Raw genomic sequence first — 15,255 nt, 5'->3', positions numbered from 1 at the left:
GAGAGTAGGACACCCGGCAGCAGTGGGCGCGCATTGCCGCGAACGGGCCGTGAATTCCACATAACTGTTTCATCACGGTCTCCCGGATACGACGGATGCCCGCCCCCGAGACGGGGACGGGCATCCGGGCGATCAGCGGATCAGCCTTCGGCGGGAGCCTCCGGGCCCTCGCTCGCTGCGGCCGAGCCGTCCTGGTCAGCGGTCTCTTCGAGAACGGGCTCGAGGGAGAGCTTGCCGCGGTCGTCGATCTTCGTGATGCGAACGAGGATCTTCTGGCCGACACCGAGGACATCCTCGACGTTCTCCACGCGCTTGCCGCCGGCGAGCTTGCGGACCTCGCTGACGTGCAGCAGTCCGTCCTTGCCGGGCAGGAGCGAGATGAACGCGCCGAACGTCGCGATCTTCACGACGGTTCCGAGGAACTGCTCGCCGACCTCCGGGTTGGTGGGGTTGGCGATCGCGTTCACGCGGGCACGGGCGGCCTCGGCCGAGGGGCCGTCGGTGGCGCCGATGTAGACGGTGCCGTCCTCCTCGATCGAGATGTCGGCGCCGGTCTCGTCCTGGATCGAGTTGATCGTCTTGCCCTTGGGGCCGATCAGCTCGCCGATCTTGTCGACCGGGATCTGGACGCTGATGACGCGCGGAGCGGTGGGCGCCATCTCGTCGGGGCTGTCGATCGCGGCGTTGAGGACACCGAGGATCGTCAGACGAGCCTCCTTGGCCTGGGTCAGCGCTGCCGAGAGCACCGACGACGGGATGCCGTCGAGCTTCGTGTCGAGCTGGATGGCCGTGACGAACTCGCTCGTGCCGGCGACCTTGAAGTCCATGTCGCCGAGCGCGTCCTCGGCGCCCAGGATGTCGGTCAGCGCCGCGTAGCGGGTCTCACCGTCGACCTGGTCGGAGACGAGACCCATCGCGATGCCCGCGACCGGGGCGCGCAGGGGCACACCGGCGTTCAGCAGCGACAGGGTCGAGGCGCACACCGAGCCCATCGAGGTCGAGCCGTTCGACCCGAGGGCCTCGGAGACCTGACGGATCGCGTACGGGAACTCCTCGCGGCTGGGCAGCACCGGCACGAGGGCGCGCTCGGCGAGGAAGCCGTGCCCGATCTCGCGACGCTTCGGGCTGCCGACGCGTCCGGTCTCACCGGTCGAGTAGGGCGGGAAGTTGTAGTGGTGCAGGTAGCGCTTGCTCGTCGTGGGCGACAGCGAGTCGATCTGCTGCTCCATCTTCAGCATGTTCAGCGTGGTGACACCCAGGATCTGGGTCTCGCCGCGCTGGAAGATCGCCGAGCCGTGGACGCGCGGGATGACCTGCACCTCGGCGTCGAGCGGACGGATGTCGGCCAGGCCGCGACCGTCGATGCGGACGCCCTCGCTGAGGATGCGGCCGCGGACGATCTTCTTGGTGACCGACTTGTACGCAGCGGAGAACTCCGCGAGCGCGGATGCCGGGAGCTGCTCGGCCTCGACGGCAGCGGCGACCTCGCCCTTGACGCGCTCCTTGATGGCGTCGTCGGCGTTCTGGCGCTCCTGCTTGTCGGCGATCTGGTAGACGCTCGTCAGCTCGCCGTAGGCACGCTCGGCGACGAAGTCGTAGACCTCGGGGGCGTACGGCGGGAAGACGGGGTAGACACCCGGCTCACGCGACGCGGAGGCCGCCATCGAAGCCTGCGCCTCGACGAGCTGCTTGATGAAGGGCTTCGCGGCCTCGAGGCCCTGTGCGACGACCTCTTCGCTCGGCTTGACGGCGCCGCCCTTGATGAGGTTCCAGCTGCCCTCGGTCGCCTCGGCCTCGACCATCATGATGGCCACTTCGCCGTCGGGGAGGACCCGGCCGGCGACGGTGAGGTCGAACACGGCCTCTTCGACGACCTTCTGGTTCGGGAAGACGACCCACTGGTCCTCGTGCTCCCCGTGACCGGGAACGAGTGCCAGGCGGACACCGGCGATCGGGCCGGAGAACGGCAGCCCCGAGATCTGCGTCGAAGCGGACGCCGCGTTGATCGCGAGCGCGTCGTAGTACTCGCCGGGCGCGATCGAGAGGACCGTGATGACGATCTGGACCTCGTTGCGCAGGCCGTCGACGAACGACGGGCGCAGCGGACGGTCGATCAGACGGCAGACGAGGATCGCCTCGGTCGAGGGGCGTCCCTCGCGACGGAAGAACGAGCCGGGGATCTTGCCGGCGGCGTACGAACGCTCTTCGACGTCGACGGTGAGCGGGAAGAAGTCGAAGCCTTCGCGCGGGTGCTTGCCGGCGCTGGTGGCCGAGAGGAGCATCGTCTCCTCGTCGAGGTAGGCGGCAACGGCGCCCTGCGCCTGCTGTGCCAGGCGTCCGGTCTCGAACCGGACGGTGCGGGTGCCGAAGCGGCCGTTATCGAGGACGGCTTCGGCTGCGGTGATTTCTGGACCTTCCAAGAGGTCCCTCCTTCTTTGTTTAGACTCGCACGCGCGTTTCGCGCACGAGATCGTGCGAAGGAGCGGGGCAGATATGGGCGCGCGGACGAAACCGCGAGAACCGCCTGCGCTGGTCACCAGTCGAAGATCACCATCTCCGCGACCGGGATTCGATCGGGATGGGAACCCACCACAGGGGACCAGCTTCCTGCCGGATCCGCTCCATGAGCTCAGTGTTGAATTGAGCGGGTGCCGGACGGCAACCTGCCCCAGCCTACCAGCGAGACCCTCGCCTGCGTATCGTGGCCTCATGAGCGAAGCAGACAAGCCCGCGGGCGCGGCATCCGACGATGTCAAGCGCAAGTTCCGCGAGGCGCTCGAGAAGAAGAACGCCCAGCACCGCACGGGAGAGGCGCACCTCGACGGCGATTCGTCGGTGCACGCGTCGCACGGTGCGATGACCAAGCGGGAGTTCCGCCGCAAGAGCGGGTGAGACCGAACGACCACCCGCGACGGGGCTCGGATGCTGACGCGTCCGGGCCCCGGGTGCGTTCTTCGAGCTCTTCGGGGGGCTGTGGAGAGTGACGTACCGATGTCGGAGGTCCGTGACATCATTCGAACATGTATTCGAATGGCGGGCTGAGCGGCGGGATGGGCACCGACGGCGACGTCACTGCGCTCGCGGCTTTGGTGGCGGATGCCGAGGTGGCGGCGGATGCTGCGCGGTCGGCGCAGATCCGGGAGGTTCGGGTGCTCGCGGCCGCTGGGGTTCTCGCGGAGAAGCAGGCCGCTGGGGCGTCGGAGAGGGTCAAGGCGCGTGAGATGGCGTTGCGCGGGATCGCCGCCGAGCTGGCTGGGGTGTTCGCGGCGACCGACCGGACCGTGCAGCGCCGCATCGACGAGGCGCGCGATCTGGTGGAGAACTACCCGGTGACGATGGCGGCGTGGGAGGACGGGCGGATCGTCCGCGGGCATGTGCGGGTCATCCAGGAGACGGGATGCCTGGTGCCCGCGGAGGAGCGGGCGGAGTTCGAACGGGTCGCGGTCAAGCGGTGCGAGGGCGAGACCCCGAACCGAGTGCGGGACGCGTTGCGGATGATCGCGGAACGGATGCACCCGCGGAGTTTCACGGAGCGGCATGAAGAGGCCGCGGCGGGGCGGTGCGTGCGGGTGCAGGCCGGCGCGGACGGAATGTCGGATCTCATCGCGACCCTGCCGACCGTCATCGCCGACGGGATCGTGGATCGGCTGACCCGGCAGGCGCGGGAGATCATCAACGTGCGGCATCAGGCCGACGCGGCGGGCGTTGACGCGAGCGGGGCTGACGCTCGAGCCGACGCGCTTGGCGCTCGAGCCGACGCGGCGTCCGGTGGCGCTGGCGCTCGAGCCGACGCGCTTGGCGCTCGAGCCGACGCGCTTGACGCACGAGCCGGCGCGCGAGCCGACGCCAACGATGGCGGTCGCGATGCCGACACGACGATTTGCGACGGGTCGTCGTTCGTCGACGATGCCCGCACGATCGACCAGGTCCGCGCCGACGTGCTCAGCGACCTCCTCCTCGCCGGCACACCCGCCCTCGACCCCACCGGCACGGGAGACGGCAACGGAACCCTCGGAGCCATCCGGGCACACGTGCAGGTCGCGGTCTCCGCGCTCACCCTCATGGGGCAAGACGACGGGCCCGCGGATCTCGCTGGCCGCTCCCCCATCGATGCCGCAACCGCACGGGAGCTGGCGGGCAACGCCACCTCGTGGGACCGGCTCCTCACCCACCCCGTCACCGGGACCGTGCTGGAGTGCGACACCTACCGGCCCACCGCCGCCATGGTGCGACTGCTGCGGGCCCGCGACCGGCACTGCCGGTTCCCCGGATGCCGGCAACCCGCCATCCGCTGTGAGGTCGACCACACCATCGCCGCATCCGAGGGCGGGCCAACGCACGTGTGCAACCTCGCGAACCTCTGCAAACGACACCACGACGTCAAACACCACACCCGCTGGCGAGTCCAACAGCTTCCGGGTGGTCGGCTCGTCTGGACCTCACCCACCGGACGGGTCTACCGCCACGACGCACCACCACCCCTCGTCGCCTTCACGACCACAGACCCACCCGACCCGGGGGCCGCGCCATTCTGAGCGGTCGAGTTCCAGCTTCTCCTCGCCGGGCGCGTTGCCCTGCGCGCGCCGCCGACCCGGTTTGTCCTGCCGTCGGGAACGCCGGTGGCCGCGGCATCCGATTGCTCGGATCCGCGGCCGCCGGACAAGGGGAACGGTCAGCGCGTCGCGGCCTCGCGACGGAGGCGAGCGCGCTCCTCCTTGGCCGCCGCCTCCTCGAGAGCGGCGTCACCGAGGCCCTGCGTGTTGACGGCACCGGTGTCGTCCGACATCCCGTCGTGACCATGACCGGAGAGCATCGCCTCGTCGAACGGGCGCTCTCCGCTGAGGACGGCGCGTGCCTGGTCGCGGTCGAACTCGCGGGTCCAGGTTCCGATGAGGATCGTGGCGACGGCGTTGCCCGTGAAGTTGGTCAGCGCGCGACCTTCCGACATGAAGCGGTCGATACCGACGATCACGCCGACGCCGTTGACGAGGTCGGGGCGGTACGCCTGCAGACCGCCGGCGAGGGTTGCCAGTCCCGCACCGGTGACTCCGGCCGCACCCTTCGAGGCGATGATCATGAAGACCAGCAGGCCGATCTGCTCGGGGATCGACATGGGGGCGCCCATACCCGCGGCGATGAACAGCGACGCCATCGTGAGATAGATGGCCGTCCCATCGAGGTTGAAGGAGTATCCCGTGGGGACGGTGATGCCCACGACCGGCTTCGAGACGCCGACGTGCTCCATCTTCGCGATCAGGCGGGGCAGCGCCGACTCGCTCGACGACGTCCCGACGATCAGCAGGTACTCGCGTGCGAGGTACTTCATCAGGCTGAAGATGTTGATCCGCGCCACGGCGTAGAGCAGCGTGCCGAGTACCGCGACGATGAAGACGATGCACGTGATGTAGAACGCGATCATCAGCACGCCGAGGCTCACGATGGCGGCGACACCGGTCTTGCCCACCACCGCGGCGATCGCCCCGAAGGCGCCGATCGGAGCGAGCCACAGGATCATGCCGAGGATGCGGAAGACGAGCGTCTGCAGGTTCTTCACGGCGCTCATGATCGGCGCGCCCTTCTCACCGAGTCCCTGAAGCGCGAATCCGACCAGCAGCGCGATGAACAGCACCTGGAGCACGCTCTCACCGGTGAACGCCGAGAAGAACGTGGTGGGGATGATGCCGAGCAGGAAGTCGGTCGTCGACTTCGCCTCGGCCGCCGTCCCGGCGTCGTAGACCGCGCTCTGCATGTTGAGCCCCTCACCCGGGTGGATGATGTTGCCCACGATGAGACCGATCGCCAGGGCGAACGTCGACATCACCATGAAGTAGAGCAGCGCGAGACCACCGATGCGTCCGACCGTCGCGGCCTTGGCGATCGAGCCGACGCCCACCACGATCGTGCAGAAGATGATCGGCGCGATCATCATCTTGATGAGATTGACGAAGCCCTTCCCGAGCGGTTCGAGGCCGACCGCGAAGGTGGGCCACACGAGACCGACGATCGCGCCCAGCACGACCGCCAGGATGACCGAGACGTAGAGCCAGGTGTGCTTGTCCCAGGCCTGCTTGCCCTTCCGGGCGTTGTACCCCGGCAGGCGGAAAGATGATGTGAGAGCCATGGTCTCCTCCAGCTGAACAGTCGTTGTCCGATGCCGACGTCTCTGTCGGTGCGCTCTCAGCGTCGGACTGTTCCGCTCGCACGCCGATTTATGGTCGTATTGGTCGCGGCCCGCGACCCGGGCGCACCCGACGATGAAGACGAGAGCGAGAGCGGCATGACGACGCGTACCCGCAGCGCCGCCTCGCTGGTGTTCGTGGCGATCGCCGTGGCCGTGGCGGTCCTCACCCTGGCGATCGCCGGCATCCTCATCGCCGACGGGCAGCGGTCGGCGCGGTCCGAGGCGGAGCGCGTCACCCAGGCCGTCGCGCAGACCGTCGCCGACTCGGCGCAGGTCGCCGACCTCCTCGCCACCGGCGACCGCGACCTCGCGTCCGCAGCACTGCAGCCCCAGGTCGAACAGGTCATCGTCGATGCGCGCGTCGACTTCGTCACGATCATGGATCCCGGCGGCATACGGATCACGCATCGCGACCCCGAGCGGATCGGCGAGCGCTATCTCGGCTCCATCCCCACCGCACCCCGGGCCCTCACCGAGGAGTTCACGGGCACCCTCGGCCCCTCGATCCGCACGATCGTGCCCGTGGAGAGCGACGGCTCCGTCGTCGGGTGGGTCTCGGTCGGCGTGACGATCGGCAGCATCGCGGCGACTCTGGGGCCCCGCATCCTCGTCGTCATCGGCATCGCGGCCGCGCTTCTCGCAGCCGGTCTCGTCGGAGCCGTCGTCGCACGTCGGGCGACGCGGCAGGTCACCGGAGACCTGCCCGCCGGCGCCATCCGCGACGCCGTCTCGTCGTTCGAGTCGCTCCGCACCCTCGGCGAAGCCCTGCGGGCGCAGACTCATGAGCACGGCAACCGCATGCACACCGCCATCGCCCTGCTCGAGCTGGGTCGCACCCCCGAAGCGATCGAGATCCTCGCCGAGACCTCGCGGCAGAGCCAGGTGCTGGTCGACGAGGTCGCCGCCCGCCGCGACGGTGACCCGACCGTCGGGGCGCTGCTGCTCGGCAAGGCCTCGCAGGCCAAGGAACGCGGCATCCGGTGGCGCTCCCGCATCGAACCCGACGCGCCTCGCTCGGTGCTCTCGCCGGTCGACGCCGTCTCGGTCGTCGGTAATCTCATCGACAATGCGCTCGACGCCGCCGCCGCCGGACCCGAACCGCGCTGGGTGGAGATCAGGATGACGCGCACCGAGGAGGACGAGCTCGAGATCGCCGTCTCCGACTCGGGAACCGGCGTTCCTCCCGAGCTTCGGCGCCGGATCTTCGAGCACGGCTTCTCGACCAAGCCCGCCGCCGCCGAGGGTCGCGGTGTAGGCCTCGCCCTCGTCGCGGCGATCGTCGACGACGCCGGCGGTACCCTCGCCCTCGACCACCACCCGACGACGTTCCGCGTCATCCTGCCGAGGAGGCAAGCATGATCGGCGTGCTGCTCGTCGACGACGAAGCCCTCACCCTCGACCTGCACCGTCACTACATCGACCGGCTCGACGGGTTCGGTGTCGTGGCCGAATGCAGCGGGGCGCGCGCGGCGCTGCGGGCACTCCTCGACAGTCCCACCGCCGACGAGATCGACCTCGTGCTGCTGGACATGACGATGCCGGACGGCTCAGGACTCGATGTCCTCCGTCATCTGCGAGCACGAGCGCGCGATGTCGACGTCATCGCGATCACCTCCGTGCGCGATGCGGACGTGGTGCGCCAGGTCGTCGGCCTCGGCGCGGTGCAGTACCTCGTGAAGCCGTTCACCTTCGCCGACTTCCAGGAACGGATGTCGCAGTACGCCCGATTCCGCGCACGCGCGAGCGAGACCACGGGCGCAGCGACCCAGGCCGAGATCGACGCACTGCTCGGAGCGCTGCGACCGGTCACCGCGCCGATCCCGAAGGGCCTGGCCCCCGAAACGCTCGAGCGCGTGTCGAACCGGCTCCGCGACGCGGGCGCCCTGTCGGCCCGCGAGGCTGCGGAGGCGCTCGGGATGTCGCGGGTCGCCGCCCGTCGATACCTCGAACACCTCGCCGACGCCGGCCGCGCCGAGCGCGCCCAGCGCTACGGCACCCCCGGCCGTCCCGAGGCCGAGTACCGCTGGCGCGCGTGACCCCCGCCCGCTCCGCCGAGAACGCACCCGTGCCGTGAACGCGTACCGCCGAAGGTGCGTTGTCGCGGGAACGGTACGCGCTCGTCGGGTCGGGGCGGGGCGGGGCGGCGCGGGCTACTGCTGCGGGGAGGGCGAGCGGCGCGAGTCCATGGGGCCGATGCGCACGTAGGCGGGGAGCTTGGGGGCGACACCGTCGCCGGCGGTACGACCGCGCAGGCGCCGCCACACCCACGGCAGAGCATCGCGCCGCAGCCATGTCCCGGGCACAACCGGGTCGTCATCGAGGTGGAAGGCCTCGTCGAGACCGGCCAGCGCCTCGGCATGGGGCACCCCGAGCGCTTCCGCGGCGCGATAAGCCACGAGCCGGTGCCCGCGCGAGCGCAGGTGCACCTTGTCGTCGGCCCACAGTTCCAGGCGGGCGAGCTCCGGCACCGCCTCGAGATCGACCAGGATCGCGCCCGTCGTCGCTGCGATCGTCCGCAACCGCGCGTTGTAGGCGGCGAACCGGCGGGCGAAGATGCCCGCGGCGGCCCGGCCGGGAAGGAACACGGTGGCGAGCAGCACGTCGGCGCCGGACTCCCGCAACCGCCGGACGGCGATCTCGACCTCGTCGGCGACGCTCGCGACGTCGACCCGTGCCTGCACGAGATCATTGGCTCCGATGAGCACCGAGACGAGGTCGGGTCGCAGCGCCAGACACGCCGGCACCTGCTCGTCGACGAGGTGACGCACCCGTCTGCTGCGCACGGCGAGGTTCGCGTACTGGAAGGCGCCCGTTCCCCCGCCGACGCGCGGCGCCGCCGAGGCGAGCAGCTGCGCGAGGCGGTCGGCCCAGCCCCGGTGCATGCCCGCGGGCATTCGAGAGGTGTCGCAGAGCCCCTCCGTGATCGAATCGCCCAGCGCGACGTAGCGCCGCCAGAGCGGTGGTCCGTCTGCGGCGGCGGGCAGCTCGGCTCGCGGCCACACCCGCGCGCGCCGCGCGCGGTCGAGCGCATGCAGCTCACCCGCACGCTCGTAGTGGCCGAGCAGGGCGTCGCCGAGGCTCTCCCAGGTCCGCGCGGCGACGGCCTCCCGCGCGGCGGCACCGAACGCTCGCCGTTTGGCGGCGTCACCCGCCAGGTCGGCGACCCGGCTGCGGAGGTCGTCGGGGTCACCGGGCCGGTAGAGCCACCCGTCGACACTGCTGCGGACGAGATCCAGGGGTCCCCCGCGTCCGGTCGCGACGACCGGCACACCGCTCGCCTGCGCCTCCTGGATGGTCTGTCCGAACGTCTCGCTCTCACCCGGGTGCACGAACACGTCGAAGCTCGCCATCGCCGTCGCCAGCTCATCACCCTGCAGATGCCCGAGGAACACGGCATCCGGCAGCAGGCGCTCGAGCCCGGCCCGTGACGGACCGTCGCCCACGATGACCAGTCGCACTCCGGGCAGCGAGCTCAGCGCGGCGAGGTCCTCGATCTGCTTCTCGGGTGCGAGCCGCCCGACGTAGCCGACCACGACCTCGCCGCTCGTCGCCCCCGGCACGGTCCGGGCCCGCCACGCTTCGTCGCGCCGATGCGGTGCGAAGCGGATGCCGTCGACCCCGCGGCCCCAGATCGCGACACGATCCACCCCGAGGCCGACGAGCTGGCGTCGCGCCGCATCGGCGGGAGCGAGCGTCAGCGTCGCGCGGCGATGCAGTCGCCGCACGTGTGCCGCCGTGAGCGCGGTGGCGTGCGGCAGGCCGTAGCGCTCGGTGTAGGCGATGACGTCGGTCTGGTAGACGGCGACGCTCGGCACACCGAGACCGTCGGCTGCGAGCAGCCCCTGCCACCCGAGGAGGAACGGCGAAGCCAGGTGCACGACGTCGGGTCGGAACGAACGAAGGGCGCGGGTGACCGATGCCACCGGCGGAGCGGCGACGCGCACCGCCGGATAGCGGGGCATCGGGATCGACCTGACCGACCGGCCCGGAACAGCAAGCGGATGCCGGCGGCCCGCACCCGGCGCGACGACGAAGGCTTCATGCCCGCGACGCTCGAGATGCTCGAGCACCCGCAGCACAGAACCGGTCACCCCGTTCATGTGGGGGAGGAAGGACTCGGTGACCACCGCGACTCTCACGAGACCAGGGTGTCGCCCGGGACGCATTCGCGCGCGCGGATGCGGCAGGTATCGCGCACTGTTCACGCGTTCCTCGGCGGCCGGTCACCTCGCGGATGCCTGACCGTCGCCGTTCCCGCACCGTTCATCCCCGGCTGATAGAGATGCCACGTGCTGGCCGACCTGCTGAACGCGATCTCCGGCGGGCCGTGGCTCCTCGTCGCGGTCTTCGTGCTCGTCCTGCTCGACTCGGTGCTGGTCGTCGTTCCCGGGGAGATCGCGGTGACGGCGGCGGGAGCACTCGCGGCGTCGACCGGCGATCCCCCCGTGGCGGCCGTCGTCGGTGTCGCCGCGGCGGCGGCGTTCTGCGGGGATGCGCTCTGCTACGCCGTGGGGCGTCGGATCGGCCTCCGCCGCTGGCGGTGGATGCGGCATCCGCGCGTGCAGCGCGCGTTCGCGTGGGCGGGGGCTCGGCTGCAGCGGGGAACGGCGACGGTCGTCTTCACCGCCCGCTTCATCCCCTTCGCGCGCCTCGCGGTCAACCTCACCGCGGGCGCGACGCGCGTGTCTGCCGCGCGCTTCCTCACCGTCGCCGCGGTCGCGGCCACGACCTGGGCCGCCTATCAGAGCATCATCGGAGCGGCGATCGGCGCGCTTCTTCCCGATGCTCCGCTTCTCGCGGTCGTCCTGTCGGTCGTCGCGGCGCTCGCGCTGGGCGTCGTGATCGATCTGATCACGGCCGCCGTCGCGCGGCGCCGCGAGCGGGTCACTCCCCCGCGAGACCGCCCAGCAGATGACCGAACGACTTGCCCTCGCCCAGGTACGAGGCCGGGTCGAACGGATCCGCGTCGGTGACGGGCGTGCGTGCCACGACGGCCGCCGCCAGCTCACGCGCCCCGCGCTCGACCCTGGCGCTCAGCGGAGCGACCTCGTCGGCCTTGCTCCCCCAGTCGCTCGATGCCGCGAACACGCCGGTCGAGACCGGGGCCGCGTGCAGGTAGGCGAACAGCGGGCGGATGGCGTAGTCGATCGCCAGCGAGTGCCGTGCCGTACCCGCGTTGGCCCCGATGAGCACCGGCTTCCCGGTGAGCGAGTCGGGATCGAGTACGTCGATGAACGACTTGAACAGTCCCGAGTAGCTCGTCGAGAAGATCGGCGTCACGGCGATGAGCGCGTCGGCCGAGACGACCGAGTTGATCGCCGACTCGAGCGCGGGCGGCGCGAAGCCGGTCAGGAGGTTGTTGGTGATGTCGTGCGCGAGATCGCGCAGCTCGATGACGTCGGCGGTCGCGGTGATGTCGGATGCCGCGAGCTCCGCGATCGTGGCGGTCGCCAGCCGATCGGCCAGCATCCGCGTCGACGACGGGTTCGACAGCCCCGCCGACACGACGGCGATCCGGCGCGCGCTCATCGTGCCGCCGCCACGCCGAAGGCCGAACCTGCGGGCGCCGGGGCGTCCTGGTAGGGCGAAGGGCCGCTGAGGTTGTCGCCGCGGTTGGCGCGGGGCCGCGCCTCGCGAGCGGGGCCGTCACCGTACACCTCACGGACGCGCGCAGCGTGCGTCGGGGCGTCGGGCACCGCGGCGCCGCGGCCCTGCGCGAGCTCCTTGCGCAGCACGGGCACGACCTCGCCGCCCAGGATGTCGAGCTGCTCGAGGACCGTCTTCAGCGGCAGCCCCGCGTGGTCGATGAGGAACAGCTGACGCTGGTAGTCGCCGAACGTCTCGCGCATGGCGGCGTATCGGTCGATGACCTGCTGCGGCGATCCCACCGTCAGCGGGGTCATCTCGCTGAAGTCCTCGAGCGAGGGGCCGTGGCCGTAGACGGGCGCGTTGTCGAAGTACGGACGGAACTGCCGGACGGCATCCTGCGAGTTGGCGCTCATGAAAACCTGGCCGCCGAGACCGACGATCGCCTGCTCGGGGGTGCCGTGGCCGTAGTGAGCGAAGCGCTGACGGTACAGGTCGATCAGGCGCTGGTAGTGCTCCTTGGGCCAGAAGATGTTGTTCGCGAAGAAGCCGTCGCCGTAGTAGGCGGCCTGCTCGGCGATCTCGGGGGTGCGGATCGAGCCGTGCCAGACGAACGGCGCGACGCCGTCGAGCGGGCGGGGCGTCGAGGTGAAGCCCTGCAGCGGGGTGCGGAACTTGCCCTCCCAGTCGACGACGTCCTCCCGCCACAGCTTGTGCAGCAGGGCGTAGTTCTCGATCGCGAGCGGCAGACCCTGACGGATGTCCTTGCCGAACCACGGGTACACCGGGCCGGTGTTGCCACGGCCCATGATGAGGTCGACGCGGCCGCCCGACAGGTGCTGCAGCATCGCGTAGTCCTCGGCGATCTTCACCGGGTCGTTCGTCGTGATGAGCGTCGTGGCGGTGGAGAGGATGAGGCGCTCGGTCTGCGCCGCGATGTAGGCGAGCGTCGTGGTGGGCGAGGACGACCAGAACGGCGGGTTGTGGTGCTCTCCGATCGCGTAGACGTCGAGCCCGACCTCCTCGGCGTGCTTGGCGATGGTCACGGCTGCGCGGATCTTCTCCGCCTCGCTCGGGGTGTGGCCGGTCGTCGGGTCTGCCGTGATGTCGCTTACGGAGAAGATGCCGAACTGCATCCCCGACCAGCCGGTGTGTTCGCTCGTGTGCGTGTTCACGTCGGTCCGCCTTCCCGGATGCCGCGGCATCCGTTTCATGCAAATGAATATAAACCATGCAACGCCGTCGCGCTCGGACTATTCCCGCGGGATAGTGTTTCATCCACGATGACGCATCCCGCCACCGGCACGACCGGAACGCGCCCGAAGCGGCGCGTGCCCTTCTGGGACAACGCCCGCTTCGCCTGCATCGTGCTGGTGGTGCTGGGACACGCCGTCCAGCGCCTGACGTACGACTCCGACATCGCGATGGCGATGTACCTCGTGATCTACGCGTTCCACATGCCCGCGTTCGCGATCATCTCGGGCTACTTCTCGAAGTCCGATCCGCCGTCGCGGCGACAGATGGCCCGCGTCATCACCGACATCATCGTGCCGTACGCGATCTTCGAGGGCCTCTGGACGCTCACGAAGTTCCTCGTCGAAGGACACGCGAACCCCAACCCGACGCAGCCCTCGTGGACGCTGTGGTTCCTGCTGGCACTGGGCATCTTCCGCCTCGTGCTGCCCTACCTCGCGCTCCTGCGGTGGCCGCTGCTGTGGGCCGTCGCGATCTCGATCGTCTCGGGCTACCTCCCCAACATCGACTCGACCCTGTCGCTGTCGCGCACCCTCGGCTTCCTGCCCTTCTTCGTCCTGGGCTGGTGGCTGCGCGACCGCGACGTGGTCGACAGGTTCGACCTGCTGCGACGCAATGCCGCGACCGTGACGGCGGCCATCGCGACGCTCGGGCTCGCCGGCTGGGCGGCGTGGGCCTTCATCGGCACGTGGCGCGACATCAACCTCGGCAAGTGGATGTTCTACGACGCGAGCTACTCCGACGCGGGCAGCTCCGAGTGGTGGGCGGGAGCGGTGCGGATCGCCCTCGTCCTCGTGGCGCTGGCCCTCACGGCATCCTTCTTCGCCCTCATCCCCCGCGGCTCGCACCGCTGGACCCGCCTCGGGCAGTACACGATGTACGTCTACCTGCTGCACTCGTTCGTGCTGTACCCGTTCCGGGAATCGGGCGTGCTGCGCGATGCCGAGCCGACGTGGGTATGGCTGCCGCTCGTCGTCGTCGCGTCGGTTCTCATCGCGCTCGGACTCGCCACAGCACCGGTGCGACGCTTGTTCCGACGGCTCGTCGAGCCGCGCCCCGCATGGCTGTTCCGCGACCCGGAGCTCGCCGGACGCGAGGGCCGGCGCAACGATCCGACGGGCTCGCGTCGTCCGCGAGAGCCCGGCGCGGTCATCCCGCGCAACAATCGAGCGGATGCCGCAGACGGCTCGTAACCTCGCTGCATGAGCGAGCTCTCCCTCCCCGTTCTCGACTTCTCGCAGCTCGACGGCGACGCCGACCACATCGCCCGCTTCCGCGACGAGCTGCGCGCCGCGACGCACGACGTCGGCTTCTTCTACCTCACCGGCACCGGCATCCCCGAGGGGCTCGAGGACCGCCTGCACCGCGTCGCGCGGGAGTTCTTCGCCCTGCCCGAGGACGACAAGCTCGCGATCGAGAACGTCAACAGCCCGCACTTCCGCGGCTACACGCGCGTGGGCGGCGAGCTCACCCAGGGCCGGGTCGACTGGCGCGAGCAGATCGACATCGGCCCCGAGCGGCCCGCGGTGACCGATCCCGAGGCCCCCGACTACGCGCGCCTCATCGGGCCGAACCTCTGGCCCGCGGCGCAGCCCGAGCTGCGTGAGGTCGCCGATGCGTGGGTCGCCCACCTCTCGGAGGTCGCGCGGCGCCTGCTCCGCGCCTGGGCCGAAGCGCTCGGCGCGCCCTCGACGTACTTCGACGACCACTTCGGCGAACCCCAGACGCTGCTGAAGATCGTCCGCTACCCCGGCAAGGACGACCCGACACCGCAGCAGGGCGTCGGGGCGCACAAGGACTCGGGCGCCCTGACGCTGCTGTGGGTCGAGCCCGGCAAGGGCGGGCTGCAGGTGCAGCGCGAGGGCGAATGGGTCGACGCTCCACCGGTGCCGGGAGCCTTCGTCGTCAACATCGGCGAACTGCTCGAGTACGCGACCGACGGCTATCTCATCGCGACGAACCACCGCGTCGTGTCGCCGCGGTACCCCGACGACCGCATCTCGGTGCCGTTCTTCTTCAACCCCGCCCTCGACGCCAGATTCCCGCTCATCGAGCTGCCCGCAGAGCTCGCCGCCGAGGCGAAGGGCGTCACGAAGGACCCGAGCAACCCCATCCACGGGGTCCACGGCGAGAACGCACTGAAGTCGCGCCTGCGGGCCCACCCCGACGTCGCCGAGCGCTGGCACGCCGATCTGCTCGCCGCGGCCCGCCGCTGAGCACACCCCGCCGAACAC

General features: G+C 70.3%; 12 protein-coding genes. 7 read left to right on the top strand and 5 right to left on the bottom strand.

Annotated elements, in window-relative coordinates:
- Positions 1 to 140 precede the first annotated feature (140 nt).
- Positions 141 to 2,420, bottom strand: a complete 2,280-nt coding sequence (locus C1N74_RS05060; protein ID WP_071918366.1) for a polyribonucleotide nucleotidyltransferase — start codon at positions 2,418 to 2,420, stop codon at positions 141 to 143.
- A gap of 289 nt (positions 2,421 to 2,709) precedes the next feature.
- Here C1N74_RS05060 and C1N74_RS05055 point away from each other — a divergent pair, with 289 nt between their 5' ends.
- Entirely contained in the window at positions 2,710 to 2,892 is a 183-nt protein-coding gene (locus tag C1N74_RS05055) for a DUF5302 domain-containing protein (RefSeq protein ID WP_036304634.1), read from the top strand.
- 128 nt (positions 2,893 to 3,020) lie between these two features.
- Entirely contained in the window at positions 3,021 to 4,535 is a 1,515-nt protein-coding gene (locus tag C1N74_RS05050; protein ID WP_258318008.1) for an HNH endonuclease signature motif containing protein, read from the top strand.
- Positions 4,536 to 4,672: 137 nt separating this feature from the next.
- Here the strand turns inward: C1N74_RS05050 and C1N74_RS05045 are convergent, their stop codons facing one another.
- Entirely contained in the window at positions 4,673 to 6,121 is a 1,449-nt protein-coding gene (locus tag C1N74_RS05045; protein ID WP_023951808.1) for a cation:dicarboxylate symporter family transporter, read from the bottom strand.
- A 90-nt stretch (positions 6,122 to 6,211) separates the two neighbouring features.
- Here C1N74_RS05045 and C1N74_RS05040 point away from each other — a divergent pair, with 90 nt between their 5' ends.
- On the top strand, positions 6,212 to 7,540 hold the full coding sequence (locus C1N74_RS05040; RefSeq protein ID WP_309147422.1) for an ATP-binding protein: 1,329 nt from the start codon (positions 6,212 to 6,214) through the stop codon (positions 7,538 to 7,540).
- A complete protein-coding gene (locus C1N74_RS05035) occupies positions 7,537 to 8,217 on the top strand; it encodes a response regulator (RefSeq protein WP_064956934.1) in 681 nt (226 codons plus the stop codon). The genes C1N74_RS05040 and C1N74_RS05035 overlap by 4 nt, the downstream gene beginning before the upstream one ends.
- 114 nt (positions 8,218 to 8,331) lie before the next feature.
- Here the strand turns inward: C1N74_RS05035 and C1N74_RS05030 are convergent, their stop codons facing one another.
- Positions 8,332 to 10,320: a GDSL-type esterase/lipase family protein gene (locus C1N74_RS05030; protein WP_088380787.1), complete on the bottom strand. Its 1,989-nt coding sequence runs from the start codon at positions 10,318 to 10,320 to the stop codon at positions 8,332 to 8,334.
- A gap of 150 nt (positions 10,321 to 10,470) precedes the next feature.
- Here C1N74_RS05030 and C1N74_RS05025 point away from each other — a divergent pair, with 150 nt between their 5' ends.
- Positions 10,471 to 11,154, top strand: coding sequence for a DedA family protein (locus tag C1N74_RS05025; protein ID WP_023951814.1), 684 nt, complete (start codon positions 10,471 to 10,473; stop codon positions 11,152 to 11,154).
- Here C1N74_RS05025 and C1N74_RS05020 read toward each other — a convergent pair.
- Complete coding sequence (locus C1N74_RS05020; RefSeq protein ID WP_023951815.1) at positions 11,066 to 11,710, bottom strand: CE1759 family FMN reductase; 645 nt, start codon at positions 11,708 to 11,710, stop codon at positions 11,066 to 11,068. The genes C1N74_RS05025 and C1N74_RS05020 overlap by 89 nt on opposite strands.
- On the bottom strand, positions 11,707 to 12,903 hold the full coding sequence (locus tag C1N74_RS05015; RefSeq protein WP_036305013.1) for an LLM class flavin-dependent oxidoreductase: 1,197 nt from the start codon (positions 12,901 to 12,903) through the stop codon (positions 11,707 to 11,709). The genes C1N74_RS05020 and C1N74_RS05015 overlap by 4 nt, the downstream gene beginning before the upstream one ends.
- Before the next feature lie 147 nt (positions 12,904 to 13,050).
- Here C1N74_RS05015 and C1N74_RS05010 point away from each other — a divergent pair, with 147 nt between their 5' ends.
- Both C1N74_RS05010 and C1N74_RS05005 read left to right on the top strand, forming a co-directional pair.
- Positions 13,051 to 14,214, top strand: a complete 1,164-nt coding sequence (locus tag C1N74_RS05010; protein WP_064956938.1) for an acyltransferase family protein — start codon at positions 13,051 to 13,053, stop codon at positions 14,212 to 14,214.
- 9 nt (positions 14,215 to 14,223) lie between these two features.
- A complete protein-coding gene (locus C1N74_RS05005) occupies positions 14,224 to 15,237 on the top strand; it encodes an isopenicillin N synthase family oxygenase (protein WP_064956939.1) in 1,014 nt (337 codons plus the stop codon).
- The last annotated feature ends 18 nt before the right edge of the window (positions 15,238 to 15,255 follow it).

The sequence above is a fragment of the Microbacterium sp. SGAir0570 genome (assembly GCF_005491085.2).
GTDB lineage: Bacteria > Actinomycetota > Actinomycetes > Actinomycetales > Microbacteriaceae > Microbacterium > Microbacterium arborescens.
This window is presented reverse-complemented; position numbering and strand designations above follow the sequence as displayed.

What these genes read in the sequence shown, in the direction of transcription:
- C1N74_RS05035 (WP_064956934.1), top strand. Translation starts at nt 7,537, where the DNA reads ATGATCGGCGTGCTGCTCGTCGACGACGAAGCCCTCACCCTCGACCTG.
- C1N74_RS05055 (WP_036304634.1), top strand. Translation starts at nt 2,710, where the DNA reads ATGAGCGAAGCAGACAAGCCCGCGGGCGCGGCATCCGACGATGTCAAG.
- C1N74_RS05020 (WP_023951815.1), bottom strand. Translation starts at nt 11,710, where the DNA reads ATGAGCGCGCGCCGGATCGCCGTCGTGTCGGCGGGGCTGTCGAACCCG.
- C1N74_RS05040 (WP_309147422.1), top strand. Translation starts at nt 6,212, where the DNA reads ATGGTCGTATTGGTCGCGGCCCGCGACCCGGGCGCACCCGACGATGAA.
- C1N74_RS05050 (WP_258318008.1), top strand. Translation starts at nt 3,021, where the DNA reads ATGTATTCGAATGGCGGGCTGAGCGGCGGGATGGGCACCGACGGCGAC.
- C1N74_RS05015 (WP_036305013.1), bottom strand. Translation starts at nt 12,903, where the DNA reads ATGCAGTTCGGCATCTTCTCCGTAAGCGACATCACGGCAGACCCGACG.
- C1N74_RS05010 (WP_064956938.1), top strand. Translation starts at nt 13,051, where the DNA reads ATGACGCATCCCGCCACCGGCACGACCGGAACGCGCCCGAAGCGGCGC.
- C1N74_RS05005 (WP_064956939.1), top strand. Translation starts at nt 14,224, where the DNA reads ATGAGCGAGCTCTCCCTCCCCGTTCTCGACTTCTCGCAGCTCGACGGC.
- C1N74_RS05045 (WP_023951808.1), bottom strand. Translation starts at nt 6,121, where the DNA reads ATGGCTCTCACATCATCTTTCCGCCTGCCGGGGTACAACGCCCGGAAG.